Source organism: Nocardioides lijunqiniae, from assembly GCF_015024225.1.
Taxonomy (GTDB): domain Bacteria; phylum Actinomycetota; class Actinomycetes; order Propionibacteriales; family Nocardioidaceae; genus Nocardioides; species Nocardioides lijunqiniae.
In genome coordinates this window covers 1-17,461 of record NZ_JACJGM010000055.1, presented here as the reverse complement: position 1 = coordinate 17,461, position 17,461 = coordinate 1, and the positions used below count along the sequence as shown (strand labels likewise).

Annotated in this window: 18 protein-coding genes; 12 read left to right on the top strand and 6 right to left on the bottom strand. The window is 73.0% G+C overall.

Annotation, left to right across the window (positions count from 1 at the left end):
* Positions 1-794: 794 nt before the first annotated feature.
* Positions 795-1,361 (bottom strand): O-methyltransferase, encoded by a 567-nt coding sequence (locus IRQ30_RS22210; protein WP_134738530.1) that lies wholly within the window; start codon positions 1,359-1,361, stop codon positions 795-797.
* Between the two features lie 376 nt (positions 1,362-1,737).
* On the opposite strand from IRQ30_RS22210, the gene IRQ30_RS23945 reads away from it, so the two are divergent.
* The 3 genes from IRQ30_RS23945 (at position 1,738) to IRQ30_RS22200 (ending at position 4,129) form a co-directional block, all read left to right on the top strand.
* Positions 1,738-1,863 (top strand): hypothetical protein, encoded by a 126-nt coding sequence (locus IRQ30_RS23945; RefSeq protein WP_264674248.1) that lies wholly within the window; start codon positions 1,738-1,740, stop codon positions 1,861-1,863.
* Between the two features lie 11 nt (positions 1,864-1,874).
* The gene (locus tag IRQ30_RS22205) at positions 1,875-2,951 is read left to right on the top strand and encodes a 3-isopropylmalate dehydrogenase (protein ID WP_193615018.1); all 1,077 of its coding nucleotides are present in this window, start codon (positions 1,875-1,877) and stop codon (positions 2,949-2,951) included.
* A 104-nt stretch (positions 2,952-3,055) separates the two neighbouring features.
* A complete protein-coding gene (locus IRQ30_RS22200; protein WP_193615017.1) occupies positions 3,056-4,129 on the top strand; it encodes a branched-chain amino acid aminotransferase in 1,074 nt (357 codons plus the stop codon).
* Here the strand turns inward: IRQ30_RS22200 and IRQ30_RS22195 are convergent.
* Together IRQ30_RS22195 and IRQ30_RS22190 are read right to left on the bottom strand one after the other, a co-directional pair.
* A complete protein-coding gene (locus IRQ30_RS22195; RefSeq protein ID WP_193610724.1) occupies positions 4,126-4,449 on the bottom strand; it encodes a metalloregulator ArsR/SmtB family transcription factor in 324 nt (107 codons plus the stop codon). The genes IRQ30_RS22200 and IRQ30_RS22195 overlap by 4 nt on opposite strands.
* 1 nt (position 4,450) lies before the next feature.
* Complete coding sequence (locus IRQ30_RS22190) at positions 4,451-5,077, bottom strand: SRPBCC family protein (RefSeq protein ID WP_193615016.1); 627 nt, start codon at positions 5,075-5,077, stop codon at positions 4,451-4,453.
* A 109-nt stretch (positions 5,078-5,186) separates the two neighbouring features.
* Here IRQ30_RS22190 and IRQ30_RS22185 point away from each other — a divergent pair, with 109 nt between their 5' ends.
* The 6 genes from IRQ30_RS22185 (at position 5,187) to cimA (ending at position 12,742) form a co-directional block, all read left to right on the top strand.
* The gene (locus tag IRQ30_RS22185; RefSeq protein WP_193615015.1) at positions 5,187-6,230 is read left to right on the top strand and encodes a FecCD family ABC transporter permease; all 1,044 of its coding nucleotides are present in this window, start codon (positions 5,187-5,189) and stop codon (positions 6,228-6,230) included.
* Positions 6,227-7,300, top strand: a complete 1,074-nt coding sequence (locus IRQ30_RS22180; RefSeq protein WP_193615014.1) for an iron chelate uptake ABC transporter family permease subunit — start codon at positions 6,227-6,229, stop codon at positions 7,298-7,300. The genes IRQ30_RS22185 and IRQ30_RS22180 overlap by 4 nt, the downstream gene beginning before the upstream one ends.
* A 10-nt stretch (positions 7,301-7,310) precedes the next feature.
* The gene (locus tag IRQ30_RS22175) at positions 7,311-8,129 is read left to right on the top strand and encodes an ABC transporter ATP-binding protein (protein WP_193615013.1); all 819 of its coding nucleotides are present in this window, start codon (positions 7,311-7,313) and stop codon (positions 8,127-8,129) included.
* Between the two features lie 67 nt (positions 8,130-8,196).
* Complete coding sequence (locus tag IRQ30_RS22170) at positions 8,197-9,261, top strand: ABC transporter substrate-binding protein (protein ID WP_193615012.1); 1,065 nt, start codon at positions 8,197-8,199, stop codon at positions 9,259-9,261.
* Positions 9,262-9,310: 49 nt separating this feature from the next.
* Positions 9,311-10,972, top strand: a complete 1,662-nt coding sequence (locus IRQ30_RS22165; RefSeq protein ID WP_193615011.1) for a protein kinase domain-containing protein — start codon at positions 9,311-9,313, stop codon at positions 10,970-10,972.
* Between the two features lie 174 nt (positions 10,973-11,146).
* Positions 11,147-12,742: a citramalate synthase gene (gene cimA / locus IRQ30_RS22160; RefSeq protein WP_193615010.1), complete on the top strand. Its 1,596-nt coding sequence runs from the start codon at positions 11,147-11,149 to the stop codon at positions 12,740-12,742.
* On the opposite strand, the gene IRQ30_RS22155 is transcribed toward cimA, so the two are convergent.
* The gene (locus IRQ30_RS22155) at positions 12,719-13,333 is read right to left on the bottom strand and encodes a TetR/AcrR family transcriptional regulator (protein WP_193615009.1); all 615 of its coding nucleotides are present in this window, start codon (positions 13,331-13,333) and stop codon (positions 12,719-12,721) included. The genes cimA and IRQ30_RS22155 overlap by 24 nt on opposite strands.
* A gap of 75 nt (positions 13,334-13,408) precedes the next feature.
* Between IRQ30_RS22155 and IRQ30_RS22150 the strand changes: the two genes are divergently transcribed.
* From IRQ30_RS22150 to IRQ30_RS22140, 3 genes are read left to right on the top strand one after another with little or no spacing between them, the layout of a single operon-like run.
* Positions 13,409-13,954: an NADPH-dependent FMN reductase gene (locus IRQ30_RS22150; RefSeq protein WP_193615008.1), complete on the top strand. Its 546-nt coding sequence runs from the start codon at positions 13,409-13,411 to the stop codon at positions 13,952-13,954.
* A gap of 31 nt (positions 13,955-13,985) precedes the next feature.
* Entirely contained in the window at positions 13,986-15,380 is a 1,395-nt protein-coding gene (locus tag IRQ30_RS22145) for an amidase family protein (protein ID WP_193615007.1), read from the top strand.
* Positions 15,374-15,898: a GNAT family N-acetyltransferase gene (locus IRQ30_RS22140; RefSeq protein WP_193615006.1), complete on the top strand. Its 525-nt coding sequence runs from the start codon at positions 15,374-15,376 to the stop codon at positions 15,896-15,898. Before IRQ30_RS22145 ends, IRQ30_RS22140 begins: the two co-directional genes overlap by 7 nt.
* A 15-nt stretch (positions 15,899-15,913) precedes the next feature.
* Here the strand turns inward: IRQ30_RS22140 and IRQ30_RS22135 are convergent, their stop codons facing one another.
* Together IRQ30_RS22135 and IRQ30_RS22130 are read right to left on the bottom strand one after the other, a co-directional pair.
* Positions 15,914-16,495 carry a GNAT family N-acetyltransferase gene (locus tag IRQ30_RS22135; protein WP_193615005.1) on the bottom strand — a complete coding sequence of 194 codons (582 nt, stop codon included), beginning with the start codon at positions 16,493-16,495 and terminating at the stop codon, positions 15,914-15,916.
* 9 nt (positions 16,496-16,504) lie between these two features.
* A complete protein-coding gene (locus tag IRQ30_RS22130) occupies positions 16,505-16,879 on the bottom strand; it encodes a Rieske (2Fe-2S) protein (RefSeq protein WP_193615004.1) in 375 nt (124 codons plus the stop codon).
* Between the last annotated feature and the right edge of the window lie 582 nt (positions 16,880-17,461).

The following is a 17,461-nucleotide window of genomic DNA, read 5'->3' as shown; positions in this document are numbered from 1 at the left end:
CTCCTCGGGGCCGGACTGGGGTGCCGCGCGCTTAGCCGGTCGCGTCTCCGCCTCAAGGATCGCCTGCGGCGCCCGCTTCGCGGCGCCCTTCGGGCGTCCTTGACCCGGAGCCTCTCTCGACCGGCTTGGCGGCGCACGGGGCGACACGGGCTTCGCCCGCGCCGCCCGCGCAATGCGCGGCACCCCTCTGGTGGGGCTGGTGTGACTGGTGGTGCGTCTACCGACACTCAGCGTCGGCAGTTGGTCACCACATCGGGCCGGCCAAGCGTGGAGGCGTCGGCGCTACGCGCGAACTGCCGGCGCAGGTGACCGATAGGCAGGGCCCGCGCTGTTGCGGGCGGTGCGGCGAAGCCGCCGCCGCCCGTGCGCCGCCCCAGCAGCCCGGGAGAGGCTCGGAGTCAAGGACGCCCGAAGGGCGCCGCGAAGCGGGCGAAGCTCCTTGACGCCGAGACCCGGGCTGCTACGCGCGCGGGCCAACACCAGCCGCGCACACAGCAGGTGGTTTCGAGGCTCGCTGGCGCTCGCACCTCAACCACCGTGGGGTCAGCTCGGCGGCCGGCTCACGGGGTCTCGACGGGCGCTCGTCGCTGACGCTCCTCACTGCTCGACCACCGGGAGTGTGGTTTCGAGGCTCGCTGCGCTCGCACCTCAACCACCGTGGGTCGGCTCCGGGCGCTTGGCGCATCGGGTCTCGACGGGCGCTCGTCGCTGACGCTCCTCACTGCTCGACCACCGGGAGTGTGGTTTCGAGGCTCGCTTCGCTCGCACCTCGACCACCGAGGTCGGCGGTCCGGCTAGCGCTTGGTGGCGACGATCGTGCTGGCGTCGCGGGCGACCATGATCTCGACGGTGGTGAAGCGCTCGTCGGTGAGCCAGCGCTCGCGGAGGGTGTCGACGCGGCCGTCGGTGATGGGCGGCCACATCTCGCAGGGGGTGAAGTCGTCGAGGACCACGATGCCGCCGTCCTCGACGAGGTCGGCGACGGCGTCGACGCCCACCTCGGTGGGCTGGCCGGAGTCGAGGAAGAGCAGGGAGAAGGGGCCCTTGTCGAGCAGGGTCGACCAGTCGGCGGCGAGGACCTCGACCTGCGGGTCGTCGACGAAGATCTCGGCCGCGGCGGTGGCGAGCTTGGCGTTCAGCTCGGCGGTGACGATGCGCGCGTCGCCGCGCACGCCGGAGCGCAGCCAGGCGGTGCCGACCCCGCAGCCGGTCCCGAACTCCGCCATCGTGCCGGTGCGGGTGGCGGCCAGCATGGCCAGGAGGCGGCCGGTCTCGTTGCGGCAGAAGGAGACGTAGCCGGCCTTGCGGGAGACGGCGAAGGCGCGGTTCACCACGTCGGGGAGGTCAGGTGGGGCGCTCATGAGGCGAGTCTTTCATCCTGGGACGGCCGTCTCGGCATGTGACCAGTTTGGCGGATGCGGTGGCGGCGGCGCGGCCCGCGCCCTAGCGTGACCACATCATGCGGAGCGTTCTCGTACTTATCGTGCGCCGCGGCGAGGCCCAGCAGTAATCACTGCTCACAGAGGCCACCTCGCCGCGGTGATCAGCGGTGTGCGGTCTCTTACCTCGTCTCTCGCTCCGCCGCAGGATCCCGATCAGCCCTCGCGCGATCCGCATCCTGCTCGGTCAGCTCCTCCCACGTGATCCGTGGGTCCCGCCACTCCTGCGGCGGAGCGCAGACGACGCACCAGTCTTCGTCTTCCCTCTGTCCGGCACGAACCGACCAGGAGCAGCGCCATGTACGACATGTACCCCGAGTGGGGCCCGGCCCAGCACCACCCCGACAACCCGCGCAGCCACGAGGCCGTCCAGGCCTCGCTTGACCTGCGAGACAACGGCGGCATGCGCCCCGACGACAACTAACGTCTGCGCCCATGACCACCACTGACTCGACCTCACCCGGCACGCTCAAGCTCGCCGTCATCCCCGGCGACGGCATCGGCCAGGAGGTCACCGCCGAGGCCCTCAAGGTCCTCGAGGTGGCCGCGCCCGCAGGCGTGAAGTTCGAGCCCACCCGCTACGACCTCGGCGCGGAGCGCTACCTCGCGACCGGCGAGGTGCTGCCCGACTCGGTGCTCGGCGAGATCCGCCAGCACGACGCCATCCTGCTCGGCGCGGTCGGCGGCAAGCCCAACGACCCGAACCTGCCGCCGGGCATCCTCGAGCGCGGGCTGCTGCTGCGGCTGCGCTTCGAGCTCGACCACTACGTCAACCTGCGCCCCTCGCGCATCTTCCCGGGCGTGGCCTCACCCCTCGCCAACGCCGGGGACGTCGACTTCGTCGTGGTCCGCGAAGGCACCGAGGGCCCCTACACGGGCAACGGCGGTGCCCTGCGTGTCGGTACGCCGCACGAGATCGCCACCGAGGTCTCGGTCAACACCGCGTTCGGCGTCGAGCGCGTCGTGCGCGACGCCTTCCACCGCGCGCAGCGGCGTCCGCGCAAGAAGCTCACCCTGGTCCACAAGACCAACGTGCTGGTCAACGCCGGCGCCGTGTGGTGGCGGCTGACGCAGGAGGTCGCCCGCGACTTCCCCGAGGTCACCGTCGACTACATGCACGTCGACGCGGCCATGATCTTCATGACCACCGACCCGTCCCGCTTCGACGTGATCGTCACCGACAACCTCTTCGGCGACATCATCACCGATCTGGCCGCCGCCATCACCGGTGGCATCGGCCTGGCCGCCTCCGGCAACGTCAACCCCGACCGCACCGCGCCGTCGATGTTCGAGCCGGTCCACGGCTCGGCGCCCGACATCGCGGGCCAGGAGAAGGCCGACCCCACCGCCGCGATCCTCTCGGTGTCGCTGCTGCTCGACCACCTCGGGCACACCGACGCCGCGGCCGTCGTCGAGGCCGCGGTCATCGGCGACCTCGCCGACCGCACGCCCGCCGCCGTCCGCCGTACCTCCGAGATCGGCGACGCCATCGCGTCGCGAGTAGGCGGCTGATCCCCGGCAGCACCACGACGCAGGCGCCGGGCACGAGACACGTGCCCGGCGTTCGTCATTTCCCACACATCTCCCGACCCGGAGGGTCCGATACCGTGACGTCCATGCAGATCAGCACCACCGCCAACGCGAACCCCGTCGACGACTCCCGCCTGACGGAGATCCTCGCCAACCCCGGCTTCGGGATCCACTTCACCGACCACATGTTCCTCGTCGAGTGGACCCCCGACGCCGGCTGGCACGACGCGAGGATCCAGCCCTACGGCCCCCTCGCGATGGACCCGGCGACGGCCGTCCTGCACTACGCGCAGGAGACCTTCGAGGGCATGAAGGCCTACCGCCACGACGACGGCTCCGTGTGGACCTTCCGTCCCGAGGAGAACGCCGCCCGGATGGTGCGCTCCAGCCGCCGCCTGGCCTTCCCCGAGCTGCCGGTCGAGGACTTCGTCCAGGCCGTCGACGCGCTCGTCGAGGTCGACCAGCGCTGGGTGCCCGACCCGTCGGGCGAGAAGAGCCTCTACCTGCGCCCGTTCATGTTCGCCTCCGAGGTCTTCCTCGGGGTGCGTCCCGCCCAGCACGTCACCTTCATGGTGATCGCCAGCCCGGCCGGCGCCTACTTCAAGGGCGGCGTCAAGCCCGTGACCCTGTGGCTCACCGAGGACTACACCCGCGCCGGTCGCGGCGGCATGGGAGCCGCCAAGACCGGCGGCAACTACGCCAGCTCGCTGGTCGCGCAGCAGGAGGCCACGGCCCACGGCTGCGACCAGGTCGTGTTCCTCGACGCGCAGGAGGGGAAGTACGTCGAGGAGCTCGGCGGCATGAACCTCTACTTCGTCCACGACGACGGACGCATCGTGACCCCGGAGACCGGGACGATCCTCGAGGGCATCACCCGCGCCAGCATCATCGAGCTCGCCGGCAAGCTCGGCCACCAGGTCGAGGAGCGCCGCTTCTCGATCGACGAGTGGCGCGACGGCGTCGCCAGCGGCCGGATCACCGAGGTCTTCGCGTGCGGCACCGCCGCGGTCGTCACCCCGGTCGGCTCGCTGAAGTGGGACGGGGGAGAGGTGCCGGCCCCGGCCAGCACCGACCTCACGATGCGCGTGCGCCAGGCGCTCGTGGACGTGCAGTACGGCCGGGCCGAGGACGCCTTCGGCTGGATGCACCGCATCGTCTAGCGCTCGCGTCCTCCTCGGCGCAGCTCGGTGTCGAGGGCGTCGAGGCGCTGCTCCCAGAAGGCGCGGAACGGCGTGAGCCAGGCGTCGACCTCGGCGAGCGGACCGGCGGCGACGGCGTAGATCCGGCGCCGGCCCTCGGCGCGCACGTCGGTGAAGCCGTTCTCCCGCAGCACCTTGAGCTGCATGGAGACGGCCGGCTGGCCGATCCCGAACTCCGCGGAGATCACCTCGACGACGGCGCCGGCCGGCTGCTCGCCCTCGGCCAGGAGCTCGAGGATCCGCCGCCGGACCGGGTCGCCCAGGACGTCGAGGGCGTGCACGTCACTCCTCCGGCGTCGCGGTGTACGCCTCGGCGGTACGGCGAGCGGCCGCGCGGGCGGTCTCGGGGTCGGCGCCGGCGCTGATGTCGACCTCGCCCCAGGCCTCGCTGGAGGCGTGCATGTAGTCGGACAGGTCGGGCACGGTCTCGCGCGGGGGGCGCTCGGCGTCGGGCGCGGCCAGGTGCTCGGCCATGCCCATGAGCCCCATCTCCCAGCCGATGCCCACGGCTCCAGGGCCGAACTGCTCCCACATCTCGGGCGGCACGGCCGCGGCGTGGTCGAGCTGGAGCAGCGTGCCGGACTCGGTGGGTCGCAGGCTCACGTCGACCCAGCTCATCTGTCCGCCGTACTCCCACGTGAGCGCGAGCCGCTCGGGCGGGACGCAGTCGAGCACCTCGCCGCCGGCGTTGCCCTCGAGCTGGAAGCGGCCGCCGACCTGGAGGTCGCCGGTGACCGGCATCATCCACCGCTCGATGCGCTCGGCGGTGGTGAGGGCGTCCCACACCTCGTCGGGGGCGGCGTCGTAGGTGCGGCTCACGGTGAGCAGCCGCAGCTCCTGACCCTCGCGGGTGATCGTGGTGAGGGCGCGGTCGACGGCGCCCAGGTGGTCGGCGGGGGAGAACGTCATGGCCGGAAACATATCAGGATCTATTGATATGGCAAGAGGCTCACGGCGAGAAGGAGGACGGAGGTTACCCTTGCCTAAGTCGCAGTCGATCCAGGCCGGGAGGGTGAGCATGTCCGTGCTCACCCCGTCGCGCCCGGCCGTCGTCGAGCGCCCGCGCACCGCGCGGCGGGGGATCGCGGCGGTCGCCGGCCTGCTCGTGCTCCTGGCCCTGGTGTCCCTGGCCAGCCTCATGTACGGCGTGCGCGACGTGGCCGCCGGCGACGTGCTCGACGCCCTGTTCGCGCCGGTCACGGGCAACAACGACCACGGGGTGGTGCGCACCGAGCGGGTCCCCAGGACCCTGATCGGCCTGGTCGGCGGCGCCGCGCTCGGGGTGGCTGGCGCGCTGATGCAGGGCGTGACCCGCAACCCGATCGCCGACCCCGGTCTGCTCGGCCTGAACTCGGGGGCCTCCCTCGCGGTCATCGTGGCGATCGCCGGCTTCGGCGTGACCTCGATCGACGGCTACGTGTGGTTCGCCTTCCTCGGCGCCGCGGTCGCGGCCGTCGTCGTCTACGGCGCCGCGTCGATGGGCTGGGAGGGCGTCACCCCGGTCAAGCTCGCGCTCGTCGGCGCCGCCGTGACCGCCACGACGACGTCCATGATCACCGTCGTGCTGCTCACCGACCGCAACACCCTGCGGGAGTTCCGCTTCTGGCAGGTCGGCTCGCTGGCGAACCGCTCGGCGGACTCGCTGGCCTCCGTGCTGCCCTTCGTCGTCGTCGGGCTGCTGCTGGCCCTGGCGGCCGGCCGGGTGCTGAACGCGCTGGCGCTCGGCGACGACGTGGCGCGCGGCCTCGGCCAGGACGTCACCCGCGGCCGGCTGCTCGTCGTCCTGGCCGTCGTGCTGCTGTGCGGCTCGGCCGTGTCCCTCGTGGGGCCGATCGCGTTCGTCGGCCTGGTGGTGCCGCACGTCGCCCGCGCCCTGGTCGGCCCCGACTACCGCTGGCTGGTCGTGCTGTCGGTCCTGCTCGGCCCGCTGCTCCTGCTGACCGCCGACGTCATCGGCCGGGTCGTCGTGGCGGGAGAGCTGGAGGCCGGCCTCGTGGTCGCGGTCGTGGGGGCGCCGGTGCTCCTCGCGCTCGTGCGCGGCTCCCGGAGCGTGGCCGCGTGAGCGCGGTCCTGGCGGCCGATACCGCCGAGGCCGTCGCGCTCGCGGGGCTCCGGTCCACCCGCCTGCGTCGCCGCGCCCGCACGACGCTCGTCACGGTGGCGCTGCTGCTCGTGGCCGCCGCGCTCGCGGTCACGGCGCTGATGCTCGGCGACTACCCGCTGTCCGCCCTCGAGGTGGTCCGCGCCCTCCTGGGCCTCGACGACGGCCCGGCCGAGATCGTCGTCTTCGAGTTCCGGCTGCCGCGGGTGGTGCTCGGCGTCCTGGTCGGCATCGCCTTCGGCCTGGCGGGCGCCCTCTTCCAGTCCGTGCTCCGCAACCCGCTGGCCAGCCCCGACGTCATCGGGGTGTCGCAGGGCGCCAGCGCCGGCGCCGTCGGGGCCCTGCTGCTCGGGGGTGTCACCGGCTTCTGGGTCTCGGTGGCGGCGTTCGCCGGCGGCGCCGCCGTCGGCCTGCTCCTGTACGCCGTGGCGTGGCGCGGCGGCATGACCGGCCACCGCTTCGTGCTCTCGGGCATCGGCGTGGCCTACGTCTGCACGAGCGTCGTGGGCTACCTCCTCACGCGCAGCGAGGTGCAGGAGGCGCAGGCCGCGCTGCTGTGGATGACCGGCAGCGTGGCCCAGGCGGACTGGGCGCTGGTCACCACCCTCGCCGTCCTGGTAGCGGTGCTGGTCCTTCCGGTCCTCCTCGTCGCCCGCGGCCTGGACCTGCTGCTGCTCGGCGACGAGCAGGCGGCCGGGCTCGGGCTGCGCCCCGAGGTCATCCGAGGACTGGTGATCGCCCTCGGCGTCGCGCTCGCGTGCGCGGCCACCGCGGCGGCCGGACCGGTCGCCTTCGTCGCGCTCATCGCGGCCCCGGTGGCGCGCCGGCTGCTCGGCGACGGATCGCTGGCGCTGCTCCCGTCGGCGCTGGTCGGCGTCGTCCTCGTGACCGGTGCCGACCTCGTCGCCCAGCACGTCCTGCCCAGCCTCCTGCCCGTCGAGTTCTCCGTGCCCGTCGGCGTCGTCACCGGCGCCATCGGCGGGCCCTACCTGATCTGGCTGATGGTCGCCGGACGTACGCGCACCTCGTGAAGGAGCTGCCATGAGCCTCGTCGCCCACGACGTCCACCTCGCCTACGACCGCCGTACGGTCGTCCACGGCGTGGACTTCACCGTGCCCGCCGGCGAGGTGACCGTGATCGTCGGCGCCAACGGCTGCGGCAAGTCGACGCTGCTGCGCGGCCTGGGCCGGATCATGCGACCCACCCAGGGGCGCGTGGAGCTCGACGGCACCGACCTGCGCCGGCTCCGCCCGCGCGACGTCGCGACCCGGCTGGGTCTGCTGCCGCAGCAGCCCTCCGCCCCTGACGGGATCACCGTCGCCGACCTGGTGGGCCGCGGAAGGCACCCCCACCAGGGCGCCTTCCGGCGCTGGAACGGCGACGACGCCGAGGCGGTCTCGCAGGCGCTGGCCCTCACCGACACCCACGAGCTCGCCGGCCGGCGCGTCGACGAGCTGTCCGGCGGACAGCGCCAGCGCGTCTGGATCGCGATGATGCTGGCGCAGGACCCCGCGACGATGCTGCTCGACGAGCCGACGACGTACCTCGACATCGCGCACCAGGTGGAGGTGCTCGACCTCCTGGCCGAGCTCAACGCCGAGCGTGGCACGACCGTGGTGATGGTGCTGCACGACCTGAACCTCGCCGCCCGCTACGCCCACCAGCTCGTCGTGATGAAGGAGGGGCGGATCCTGCGGTGCGGGGCGCCCCAGGACGTGCTCGACGTGGAGTGCGTGCGCGAGGCCTTCGGGCTGGAGTCGCAGGTGCTCGCCGACCCGGTGGCCGGCTGCCCCATGGTCGTCCCCATCGGGCGCCACCTGCCTGCGCCGCGCGCCGCCGTGACCCCGGCCTCTCCCTGAGTCGGATCCGCAGTAAGGTGAGGCTCGCCTAATACCTCGACCATCCGGTCCGATCCCGAGGAGTGACGTGTCCACGAGCCGTCTCCCGCACCGCCCCCGCCGATCCCTCGCGCGCGCCGTCGCGCCGCTCGCCGCCGTCCTGCTGGCCCTGCCGCTGGCCGCCTGCGGCACCGACAGCGAGGACGGGAACGACGCCGGGAGCGACGACGACACCGCGACCTCCAGCGGGGTGTTCGAGCCGGTCACGATCGAGCACGCCTTCGGCAGCACCGAGATCGACGAGCGGCCCCAGCGGGTCGTCACGTGGGGCTGGGGCTCGCCGGACGCCGCGATCGCCCTGGGCGTCACGCCGGTCGCGATGGAGGGGCTCACCTACGGCGCCTCGGAGGACGGCTTCATGCCGTGGCAGGAGGAGGCGTTCGAGGAGTCGGGCGACGACAAGCCCACCGTGCTGACGCCGGGGGAGTCGCCGCCGTTCGAGGAGATCCTCGCCGCCGACCCCGACGTGATCCTGGCCAACTACTCGGGCATCACCGAGGCCGACTACAAGAAGCTCTCGAGGATCGCCGACACCGTGGCCTACCCCGAGGAGCCGTGGGCGACCCCGTGGCGCGACGTGGTCACCACGGTGGGCCAGGTGCTCGGCGAGACCGACGCCGCCGACCAGCTGCTCGAGGACATCGACGGCGAGGTCGCGGCCGCGGCGAAGGCGCACCCGGAGTTCGAGGGCAAGACCATCGCGGCGGTCGCCATCGACCCTAGCGCCTTCTACGTCTACCGCGGCGCCGACCCGCGCGTGCAGTTCCTGGAGGACCTCGGGTTCACCCTCGCGCCCAGCGTCGACGAGCTCGACACCGAGGAGACCACCTTCTACTACACGATCAGCCCGGAGGTGGTCGACGACCTGACCTCCGACGTGCTGCTCTCGTACGTCCCCAACGAGGACGCCGCGACGACGATCGCCGAGGACCCGACGTACCAGGCGATGTCGCAGTTCCAGGACGACCGCGTCGCGACCGTCGTCGGCGAGGCCGAGGTCTCCTCGGTGTCGCCGCCGACCGCGCTGTCGCTGGTCTGGGGCCTGGACGCGTTCGTCGAGGCGCTCGTGCCTGCGGTCGAGGCGGCGGAGTAGCGGCCTGTCGCGGCGGCGGGGAGCCGCTCGGCACGGGTAGATTCGTCCTGTGTCCGAGCTGCCGGTGACCCCGTTGTCGCGCGCCGGCGCGCCCGCTCGCGAACGCGTCGGCCCCTACACGCTGCTCTCCAAGATCGGCGAGGGCGGCATGGGCGTGGTCCACCTCGCCCGCAAGGACGCGGCTCCGGGTGAGGTCGCGCCCCGGGTGGCGCTCAAGATGCTGCGCCCCCACATCGTGGGCGACGACGAGGCGCGCGCCCGCTTCGCGCGCGAGGTCAACTCGCTGCGGCGCATCCGCAGCCGCTGGGTCGCCGAGATCGTCGACGCCGACCCCTGGGCCGCGGTGCCCTACGTCGCCACGCGCTACGTGCCGGGCCTGTCGCTGCACGACCACGTCGTGGAGGAGGGCGCGATCGAGGGGCCCAACCTGATCTGGTTCGCCGGGTGCCTCGCCGAGGGGTTGGCCTCCGTGCACGCGGTCGGCGTCCTGCACCGGGACGTGAAGCCCTCCAACGTGCTGATGGAGGGCCGCACGCCGATCCTGATCGACTTCGGTCTGGCCCGGGTCGCCGACGACCCCAAGCTCACCCACACCGGCTGGCTGCTCGGCACGCCCGGCTACCTCGCGCCCGAGATCCTCTACGGCGACGACGCGACCGCCGCCTCCGACATCCACTCGTGGGCGGCCACCGTCGCCTACGCCGGCACCGGCAACCCGCCCTTCGGCCGCGGGCCGAGCATGGCGATCATGGACCGCGTGCGTCGGGGCGAGCACGACCTGACCGGACTGCCCTACGCGCTGCGCCAGCTCGTCGAGGCGGCGCTCGATCCCGAGCCGGAGCGGCGACCCAGCCTCGAGGCGATCCTGGCCTGGCTGCGTCCGCAGACCACGCGGCCACACACCGCCGTACCTCCGGTGCCCACAGGGCCGGAGGACATCTTCACGATCCCGCTCGCGCTCGCCGGGGCGCAGGCCGCCGAGGCGCCGACCGCAGTCGAGCGTGAACGTGCGCCGCAGACCCGGGTGCTCCCTCCGTGGGAGTCCCCGGCCGGGAGTACGAGCGAAGCGAGTACTCCCAATGGAATGACGAAGTCATTCCACGACTGGCAGGACCCCGTGCCGCCGCCGGCACCCCCGGTGCCCTGGGGCGAGCGCGTGCGCCGGGCGGTGCTGCTCCTCAGCGGCGCGGCCACCCTCGGGGCCGGCCTGATGCTCGCGCCCTGGGTGGTCGCCGGGCTCGTGTGCCTGCTCGTCTGGCTGCTGCGCAGCGGCTCGCTCGCGGCGAGCGCTGCGGGCGACCGCCGGCTGCGCCGGGGCCGCAAGTGGTACGACGGCGCGCAGCTGCTCCTCGGCGCGCCCTGGCACCTCGTGCGGTCCATCGGCGGCACCCTGATGCTGCTGCTGTGGAGCGGCGGGCTCGCGGTCTCGGCCGCGCTGGTCTGCTACGCCGTGGCGGCCGGCGTCGAGACCACGCTCTTCGCGAGCGGGGTGGTGCTGGGGGTCGCGCTCTGGTCGGGCCCGGGTGGCAGCCGCCTGCGCGGGCCCGTGCGTCGCGTCGTGCACCCGCTCTCGCGCAGCCACGGCCCGTGGGCGGCCGGGGTCGCGGTGCTGCTGGTGGTCGGCACGTTGCTCGCGGTGCGGGCGGCCGACGCGGGCGTCACCTGGGCGCCGGGCGACGGCCGGCCGTTCGCCGACCTCGGCTCGCGCTGACGCCCGGATCGCGAGACCGCTGTCCACCTGGCGGCGGGCATGGCACGATGGGTCACATGCAGCACCGCAGCATCATCATTTCCTAGCGCATCGAGCCCCTCCGCCCGATGCGCCGCCTCTCGTACCCCGAGAGGTTTTTTTGTGCCCGAAACCCGAGCCTCGAAGGAACTACCGATGGACCTGCACGGCGCCTTCCACGTCTACGACACCACCCTGCGCGACGGCGCGCAGCAGGAGGGTCTCAACCTGTCGGTCGCCGACAAGCTGAGCATCGCGCGGCAGATCGACGGGCTCGGCGTCGGCTACATCGAGGGCGGCTGGCCGGGCGCGAACCCCAAGGACACCGAGTTCTTCCGCCGGGCGGCCCAGGATCTCGACCTGCGCCACGCCAAGCTGGCGGCGTTCGGCGCGACCCGCAAGGCCGGCGTCCGGGCCGCCGACGACCCTCAGGTCGCGGCGCTGCGCGACAGCGGCGCCGGCGTGGTCACGCTGGTCGCGAAGTCGCACGACCGGCACGTCGAGCTGGCACTGCGCACGACGCTCGAGGAGAACCTCGAGATGGTGCGCGACACCGTCAGCCACCTGAGGGCCGAGGGCCAGCAGGTGTTCCTGGACGCCGAGCACTTCTTCGACGGCTACCGCGCCAACCGCGACTACGCCCTCGAGGTGCTGCGCACGGCCTACGAGGCCGGCGCCGAGGTGGTCGCGCTGTGCGACACCAACGGCGGCATGCTGCCGGGCTGGGTGTCCGACACGGTGCACGACGTCATCGAGTCGACCGGCGTGCGCGTCGGCATCCACGCCCACAACGACACCGGCTGCGCGATCGCCAACTCGCTCGCGGCCGTCGACGCGGGCGCCACCCACGTGCAGGGCTGCATCAACGGCTACGGCGAGCGCACCGGCAACGCCGACCTGATCTCGGTCGTCGCCAACCTCGAGCTCAAGCTGGAGCACACGGTGCTGCCGCAGGGGCTGCTGGCGGAGTCGACCCGAATCGCCCACGCGGTGGCCGAGGTGACGAACTTCCCGCCGGCCTCGCGCCAGCCCTACGTCGGCACGTCGGCGTTCGCGCACAAGGCCGGCCTCCACGCCAGCGCGATCAAGGTCGACCCGAACCTCTACCAGCACATGGACCCGGTCGGGGTCGGCAACGACATGAGGCTGCTGATCTCCGACATGGCCGGGCGCGCCTCGATCGAGCTCAAGGGCAAGGAGCTCGGCTTCGACCTGTCCGGCGACCGCGAGCTGGTCGGCCGGGTGACCGCGCGGGTCAAGGAGCTCGAGCAGCGCGGCTACACCTTCGAGGCGGCGGACGCGTCGTTCGAGCTGCTGCTGCTGGAGGAGGTCGAGGGCGCGCGGCCGTCGTACTTCGAGGTCGAGTCGTGGCGGGTCATCACCGAGACGCTCACCCGCGCGCAGGCGGGGGAGGAGGCGGTGTCGGAGGCCACGGTCAAGCTCAAGGCGGCCGACGTGCGCTACGTCGTGACCGGTGAGGGCAACGGCCCGGTCAACGCGCTGGACTCCGCGCTGCGCACGGCGATCGTGCAGGCGTTCCCGGAGGTCGCGAAGTTCGAGCTGATCGACTACAAGGTGCGCATCCTCGACCAGGGCCACGGCACCGACGCGATCACCCGGGTGCTCATCGAGACCACCGACGGCGGGTCGTCGTGGGTGACCGTCGGGGTGGGCCACAACGTCATCGAGGCGTCCTGGGGCGCGCTCGTCGACGGGCTCACCTACGGGCTACGGCGCCACCACGTCGACTGAGACCACGCGCCGCACGAGGTCGTCCCAGCCGCGGCGGATCCGCTCGAGCGGGACCTGCTCGATGTGGGTCTGCTGCTGCAGGATGACGATCTCGAGCGGGGCGAGCAGGGCCGTGGCCAGGATCGGCACGTCGCCGCGCACGCCGATCTCGGTGAGCAGGTAGCGCACGTGCATCGCCACGAACGACACGGCGGCGTACGCGCGGGCGCCGGACTGGCCCGCGGCCTGGATCAGGTCGCCGTGCAGCAGGTTGGTCTCCATGCGCGAGTGGCCGAAGGCCAGCAGCCGCTCCAGCGGCGGGGCGCCGGGCCCGAGCGGCGGGGGGCCGGAGAGCACGGACTGCTGCCAGGCCGTCTCGGACCGGTTGAGGAGCGCGGCCATCAGGCCCTCGCGGCTCTCGAACCGGCGGTAGACCGTGCCCTTGCCGACGCCGGCGCGTGCGGCGACCTTGTCCATGGTCACGCCGTGGACGCCGCAGCGCTCGTGCACGAGCTCCTCGGCCGCCGCGAGCAGGGCCTCGCGGTTGCGGGCGGCGTCGCTGCGCTCGACGGGCTCCCCGTCGAGCAGCGGTAGCACGCGCAGCCCGTCCATGGTCGCAACAGTAGGGCTCGAAGAAAGTCCGAACGCCCGGGAATAGAAAGCGGACCATAGTCCGTTTTGCCTGTCATGACCTCCACCACCCGCATCGTCGCCCTCGTCGGCAGCCTCCGCGCCGACTCCCTGAACCGCCGCATCGCCGAGGCGCTGCGCGACCAGGCGCCCGAGGGCGTCACCGTCGAGATCGCCGAGGGCCTGGCCGACCTGCCCTTCTACAACGAGGACGTGGACGCCACCGAGACCCCGGCCCCCGCCGCCGCCCTGCGCGAGCTCGTGGCCGGCGCGGACGCCGTCCTGGCCGTCACGCCCGAGTACAACGGCACCATGCCGGCCGTCCTCAACAACGCGATCGACTGGCTGTCGCGCCCTTACGGTGCGGCCGCACTGTCCGGCAAGCCGTTCGGCGTCGTCGGCGCCACCCCCACGCCGTACGGCGGCAAGTGGGCCCACGAGGACGCCGTGCGCTCCTTCGGCGTGGCCGGTGCGGTCGTCGTCGACGGTGCCGTGCACTCGCAGTCGGCGATCGACGTCAACGTCCTCGAGGACGCCGACATCCTCGGCCGCCTGCAGGCCGTCGTCGACTCGCTCGCGACCTTCCAGGCGCCGGCTGCCTGACGGCCGACCGCCGGGTCGCTAGGTTCGACCCGTGACCGAGCTGCACGACCTGACCGCCCTCGAGCAGGGCGCCCTGGTGAGCTCGGGCGCGGTGTCGCCGCGCGAGCTGACCGATCACTACCTCGAACGCGCCGCACGTCTCGACGACGTCGGCGCGTTCGTCACGCTCACCCCCGAGCGGGCGCGGGAGCGGGCCGACTCGCTGGCGGGTGGCTCGGGCGGGCCGCTGCACGGTGTGCCGACCGCGATCAAGGACCTCAACCTCACGGCGGGGGTGCGCACCACCTTCGGCTCGGCGGCGTTCGACGACTTCGTGCCCGACGTCTCCGACGGCGTCACGCTGTCGCTGGAGGCCGCGGGACTGGTGAGCCTCGGCAAGACGAGCACCCCGGAGTTCGGGTCGCCCTGCTACACCGAGCCCGACGGCCTGCCGCCCGCGGTCACGCCGTGGGACCGCACCCGCATGGCGGGCGGCTCGTCGGGCGGTGCCGCAGCCGCCGTGGCGGCCGGACTGGTGCCGGTCGCGCAGGGCTCCGACGGCGGCGGCTCGATCCGGATCCCGGCGTCCTGCTGCGGCCTGGTGGGCCTCAAGCCGTCGCGGGGGCGGATCTCGGGCTTCCCGATGTACGGCGACCCGGTCGGCCTCGGCACGGCGGGCTCGATCGCGCGGACGGTGCGCGACGCGGCCGCGCTGCTCGACGTGCTCGCGGGGCGGCGTGAGGGCGACCCGTTCTGGGCGCCGGAGCCGCGCTCGACCTTCCTCTCCGCCTGCGACCGCGAGCCGGGGCGGCTGCGCGTCGCCCGCTTCGTGCTGCCGGTGATCGCCGACGTGGCGGTCGACCCCGAGTGCGTGACGGCCTACGAGGACGCGTCGCGGCTGCTCGAGTCGCTCGGCCACGAGGTCGTCGACGTGCCGGTGCCGCTGCCCCACGAGGCGGTGCCGGTGTTCGAGACCTGCTGGGCGGTGCTCACCGCCCTGACGGTCGTGCCGCCGGAGCGCGAGCACCTGCAGCGTCCGCTGACCCGCTGGCTCGCCGAGCAGGGGAGGGCCGTGAGCGCGCCGGAGTTCGGGCTCGCGATCGGTGCGATGCGCCGCTACGCCGCCGACGCCCTGCGCGCGCTCGCGCCGTACGACGCGGTGCTGACGCCGACGCTGGCGATGCAGCCGCAGCCGGTCGGCGCGCTGCGCGACGACGCCGACCCGGCGGCCGACTTCGCCGCCCAGAAGGCCTTCACGCCCTGGACGTCGGCGTGGAACGTCACCGGCATGCCGGCGGTCTCGCTGCCGCTGCACTGGACCGCCGACGGCCTGCCGGTGGGTGTGATGCTGGCCGCCCGTCCCGCCGAGGAGGAGCTGCTGCTCTCGCTGGCGGCCCAGGTCGAGACGGCCGCGCCCTGGTCGGAGAGGAGGCCACCGCGATGGTGACCCAGCTGGTCATGTGCCACACCGCCGAGATGACGCCGGAGGAGCTCGGCGCTGTGCGTGGCCTCATGGACGAGGCCTTCGGCGACTTCACCGACCACGACTGGGGACACGCCCTCGGCGGCCAGCACGCGCTGGTGGTCGAGGACGGCGTCGCGGTCGCGCACGGGGCGTTGGTGATGCGCCGCCTGCTGCACGACGGACGCTCCCTGCGCACCGGCTACGTCGAGGGCGTCGCCGTCCGCCCCGACCGCCGGCGCCGCGGCCACGCGGACCGGGTCATGACCGCGCTGGAGTCGCTCGCGCCGGCGTACGACCTGCTGGCGCTGTCGTCGTCCGAGCAGGGCGTCGCGCTCTACGAGAGCCGGGGCTGGCAGCGGTGGCGCGGAGCGACGTCGGTGCTGTCGCCCGACGGCGTGGTGGCCACCCCCGACGACGACGGCTCGGTCTACGTGCTCGGCGGCGGCGTCGACCTCGACGGCGAGCTCACTTGCGACTGGCGCGACGGCGACGTCTGGTAGGTCAGACCCGTCGGCTCACGCCGGACGGGCGAGCCGCATCAGGACCCGGGGGAACCCGCCCGACACCGCGTCGGTGTCGGCGGCCTTCGTGAACCCGGCGTCCTCGAACAGCGCCCGCGTGCCGACGTAGGCCATGGTGAGGTCGACCTTCTGCCCCTGGTTGTCGGTCGGGTAGCCCTCGACGGCCGGCGCCCCCTGGGCGAATGCGTACGCCGCCGCGCCGGCGATCAGCTCGTGCGCGATGCCCCGGCCGCGGTGCCCGGACCGCACCCGGACGCACCACAACGACCACGCGTCGAGGTCGTCGACGCGCGGGATCTTCGTCGACCGCGCGAACGGCAGCTCGGCGCGCGGGGCGACGGCGGCCCACCCGACGACGTCGTCCCCCTCGTAGGCCAGCACCCCGGGCGCGACGTCGCGCGCGCACAGCTCCCTCACGTACTCGCCTCGCGCCGGCCCCACCAGCCCTCGGTTGGTCCTCGCGTCCACCCGGTGGCTCAGGCACCAGCACACCGACGACGTCGGCTTCTTCGGGCCCAGCATGGTCGCCACGTCGTCGAACCGCTCCAGCGTCGCCGGCAGCACCTCGGTGCTCACGGTCTCAGACTAGGACGCGTCCCGGCGGTGCACGACGATCTCGGCGCCACGGCGTACGGCGCGGGCGACGCGCAGCTTCAGCACCTGGCTGTAGCCGCGCACGAGCTCGGTGTAGCCGGGGGTGCGCCCGTGGTAGCCCAGGAACCCCTTCGGCCCCTCGACCATCCTGCCGTCGGTGACGTCGTAGCGCGCCTGGTGCCAGGGACAGACCAGGCACCCGTCTGCGTCGATGGTGCCCTGGGACAGGTCGCCCAGCTGGTGGCGGCAGCGCCGCGACACCGCGAACAGCTCACCCTCCCGGTTGCCCACCGCCCACGCTCCGGCGCGGCGCACCTGCCCGGGGCTCAGCTCATCTGCAGGGACGCTCGGTGGTGTCTTCGTCATGACCCCAGTCTGCGCGCTTGCGCCGCACTCCGCCTACGTCCAACGGGGTGACCACCGGCGCCGAAACCACGACCGGTGGTCGAGCAGTGAGGAGCGCGAGCGACGAACGCCCGTCGAGACCCGGTGAGCTAGGGCAGACGCTCGGGTGCGGGGGTCTCGACGGACGCTCGCTGACGCTCGCTGCTCGACCACCGGTGGTGGTGGTGGTTTCGAGACGGTTGCTTCGCAACCTCCTCAACCAACGACGGGGCGCGTCACGGTGGTTGAGGTGCGAGCGCAGCGAGCCTCGAAATCACGTTCCGGTGGTCGAGCAGTGAGGAGCGCCAGCGACGAACGCCCGTCGAGACCCCGTGAGCCGAGGCAGGCGGCGATCACGGTGGTTGAGGTGCGAGCGAAGCGAGCCTCGAAACCACCCCGCCAGCGACCGAAAGTAAAATCCAAGAAAGAAAGCCACCAATGCTCCACACCCTGTGGACAACCGCCTCCTGACCAGGCACCACTGTCGGTGGCGGCTGCTTGAGTAGGTCCCATGAGCAGCCCCGCCACCCACCCGCCGAGCCACCCCCTGCTCGTCGCCATGGC

Bases quoted from the DNA above. Each gene is read 5' to 3' on its own strand.
- IRQ30_RS22185 (WP_193615015.1), top strand. From the start codon at position 5,187: ATGTCCGTGCTCACCCCGTCGCGCCCGGCCGTCGTCGAGCGCCCGCGC.
- IRQ30_RS22190 (WP_193615016.1), bottom strand. From the start codon at position 5,077: ATGACGTTCTCCCCCGCCGACCACCTGGGCGCCGTCGACCGCGCCCTC.
- IRQ30_RS22155 (WP_193615009.1), bottom strand. From the start codon at position 13,333: ATGGACGGGCTGCGCGTGCTACCGCTGCTCGACGGGGAGCCCGTCGAG.
- IRQ30_RS22175 (WP_193615013.1), top strand. From the start codon at position 7,311: ATGAGCCTCGTCGCCCACGACGTCCACCTCGCCTACGACCGCCGTACG.
- IRQ30_RS22200 (WP_193615017.1), top strand. From the start codon at position 3,056: ATGCAGATCAGCACCACCGCCAACGCGAACCCCGTCGACGACTCCCGC.
- IRQ30_RS22140 (WP_193615006.1), top strand. From the start codon at position 15,374: ATGGTGACCCAGCTGGTCATGTGCCACACCGCCGAGATGACGCCGGAG.
- IRQ30_RS23945 (WP_264674248.1), top strand. From the start codon at position 1,738: ATGTACGACATGTACCCCGAGTGGGGCCCGGCCCAGCACCACCCCGAC.
- cimA (WP_193615010.1), top strand. From the start codon at position 11,147: ATGGACCTGCACGGCGCCTTCCACGTCTACGACACCACCCTGCGCGAC.
- IRQ30_RS22150 (WP_193615008.1), top strand. From the start codon at position 13,409: ATGACCTCCACCACCCGCATCGTCGCCCTCGTCGGCAGCCTCCGCGCC.
- IRQ30_RS22210 (WP_134738530.1), bottom strand. From the start codon at position 1,361: ATGAGCGCCCCACCTGACCTCCCCGACGTGGTGAACCGCGCCTTCGCC.
- IRQ30_RS22130 (WP_193615004.1), bottom strand. From the start codon at position 16,879: ATGACGAAGACACCACCGAGCGTCCCTGCAGATGAGCTGAGCCCCGGG.
- IRQ30_RS22205 (WP_193615018.1), top strand. From the start codon at position 1,875: ATGACCACCACTGACTCGACCTCACCCGGCACGCTCAAGCTCGCCGTC.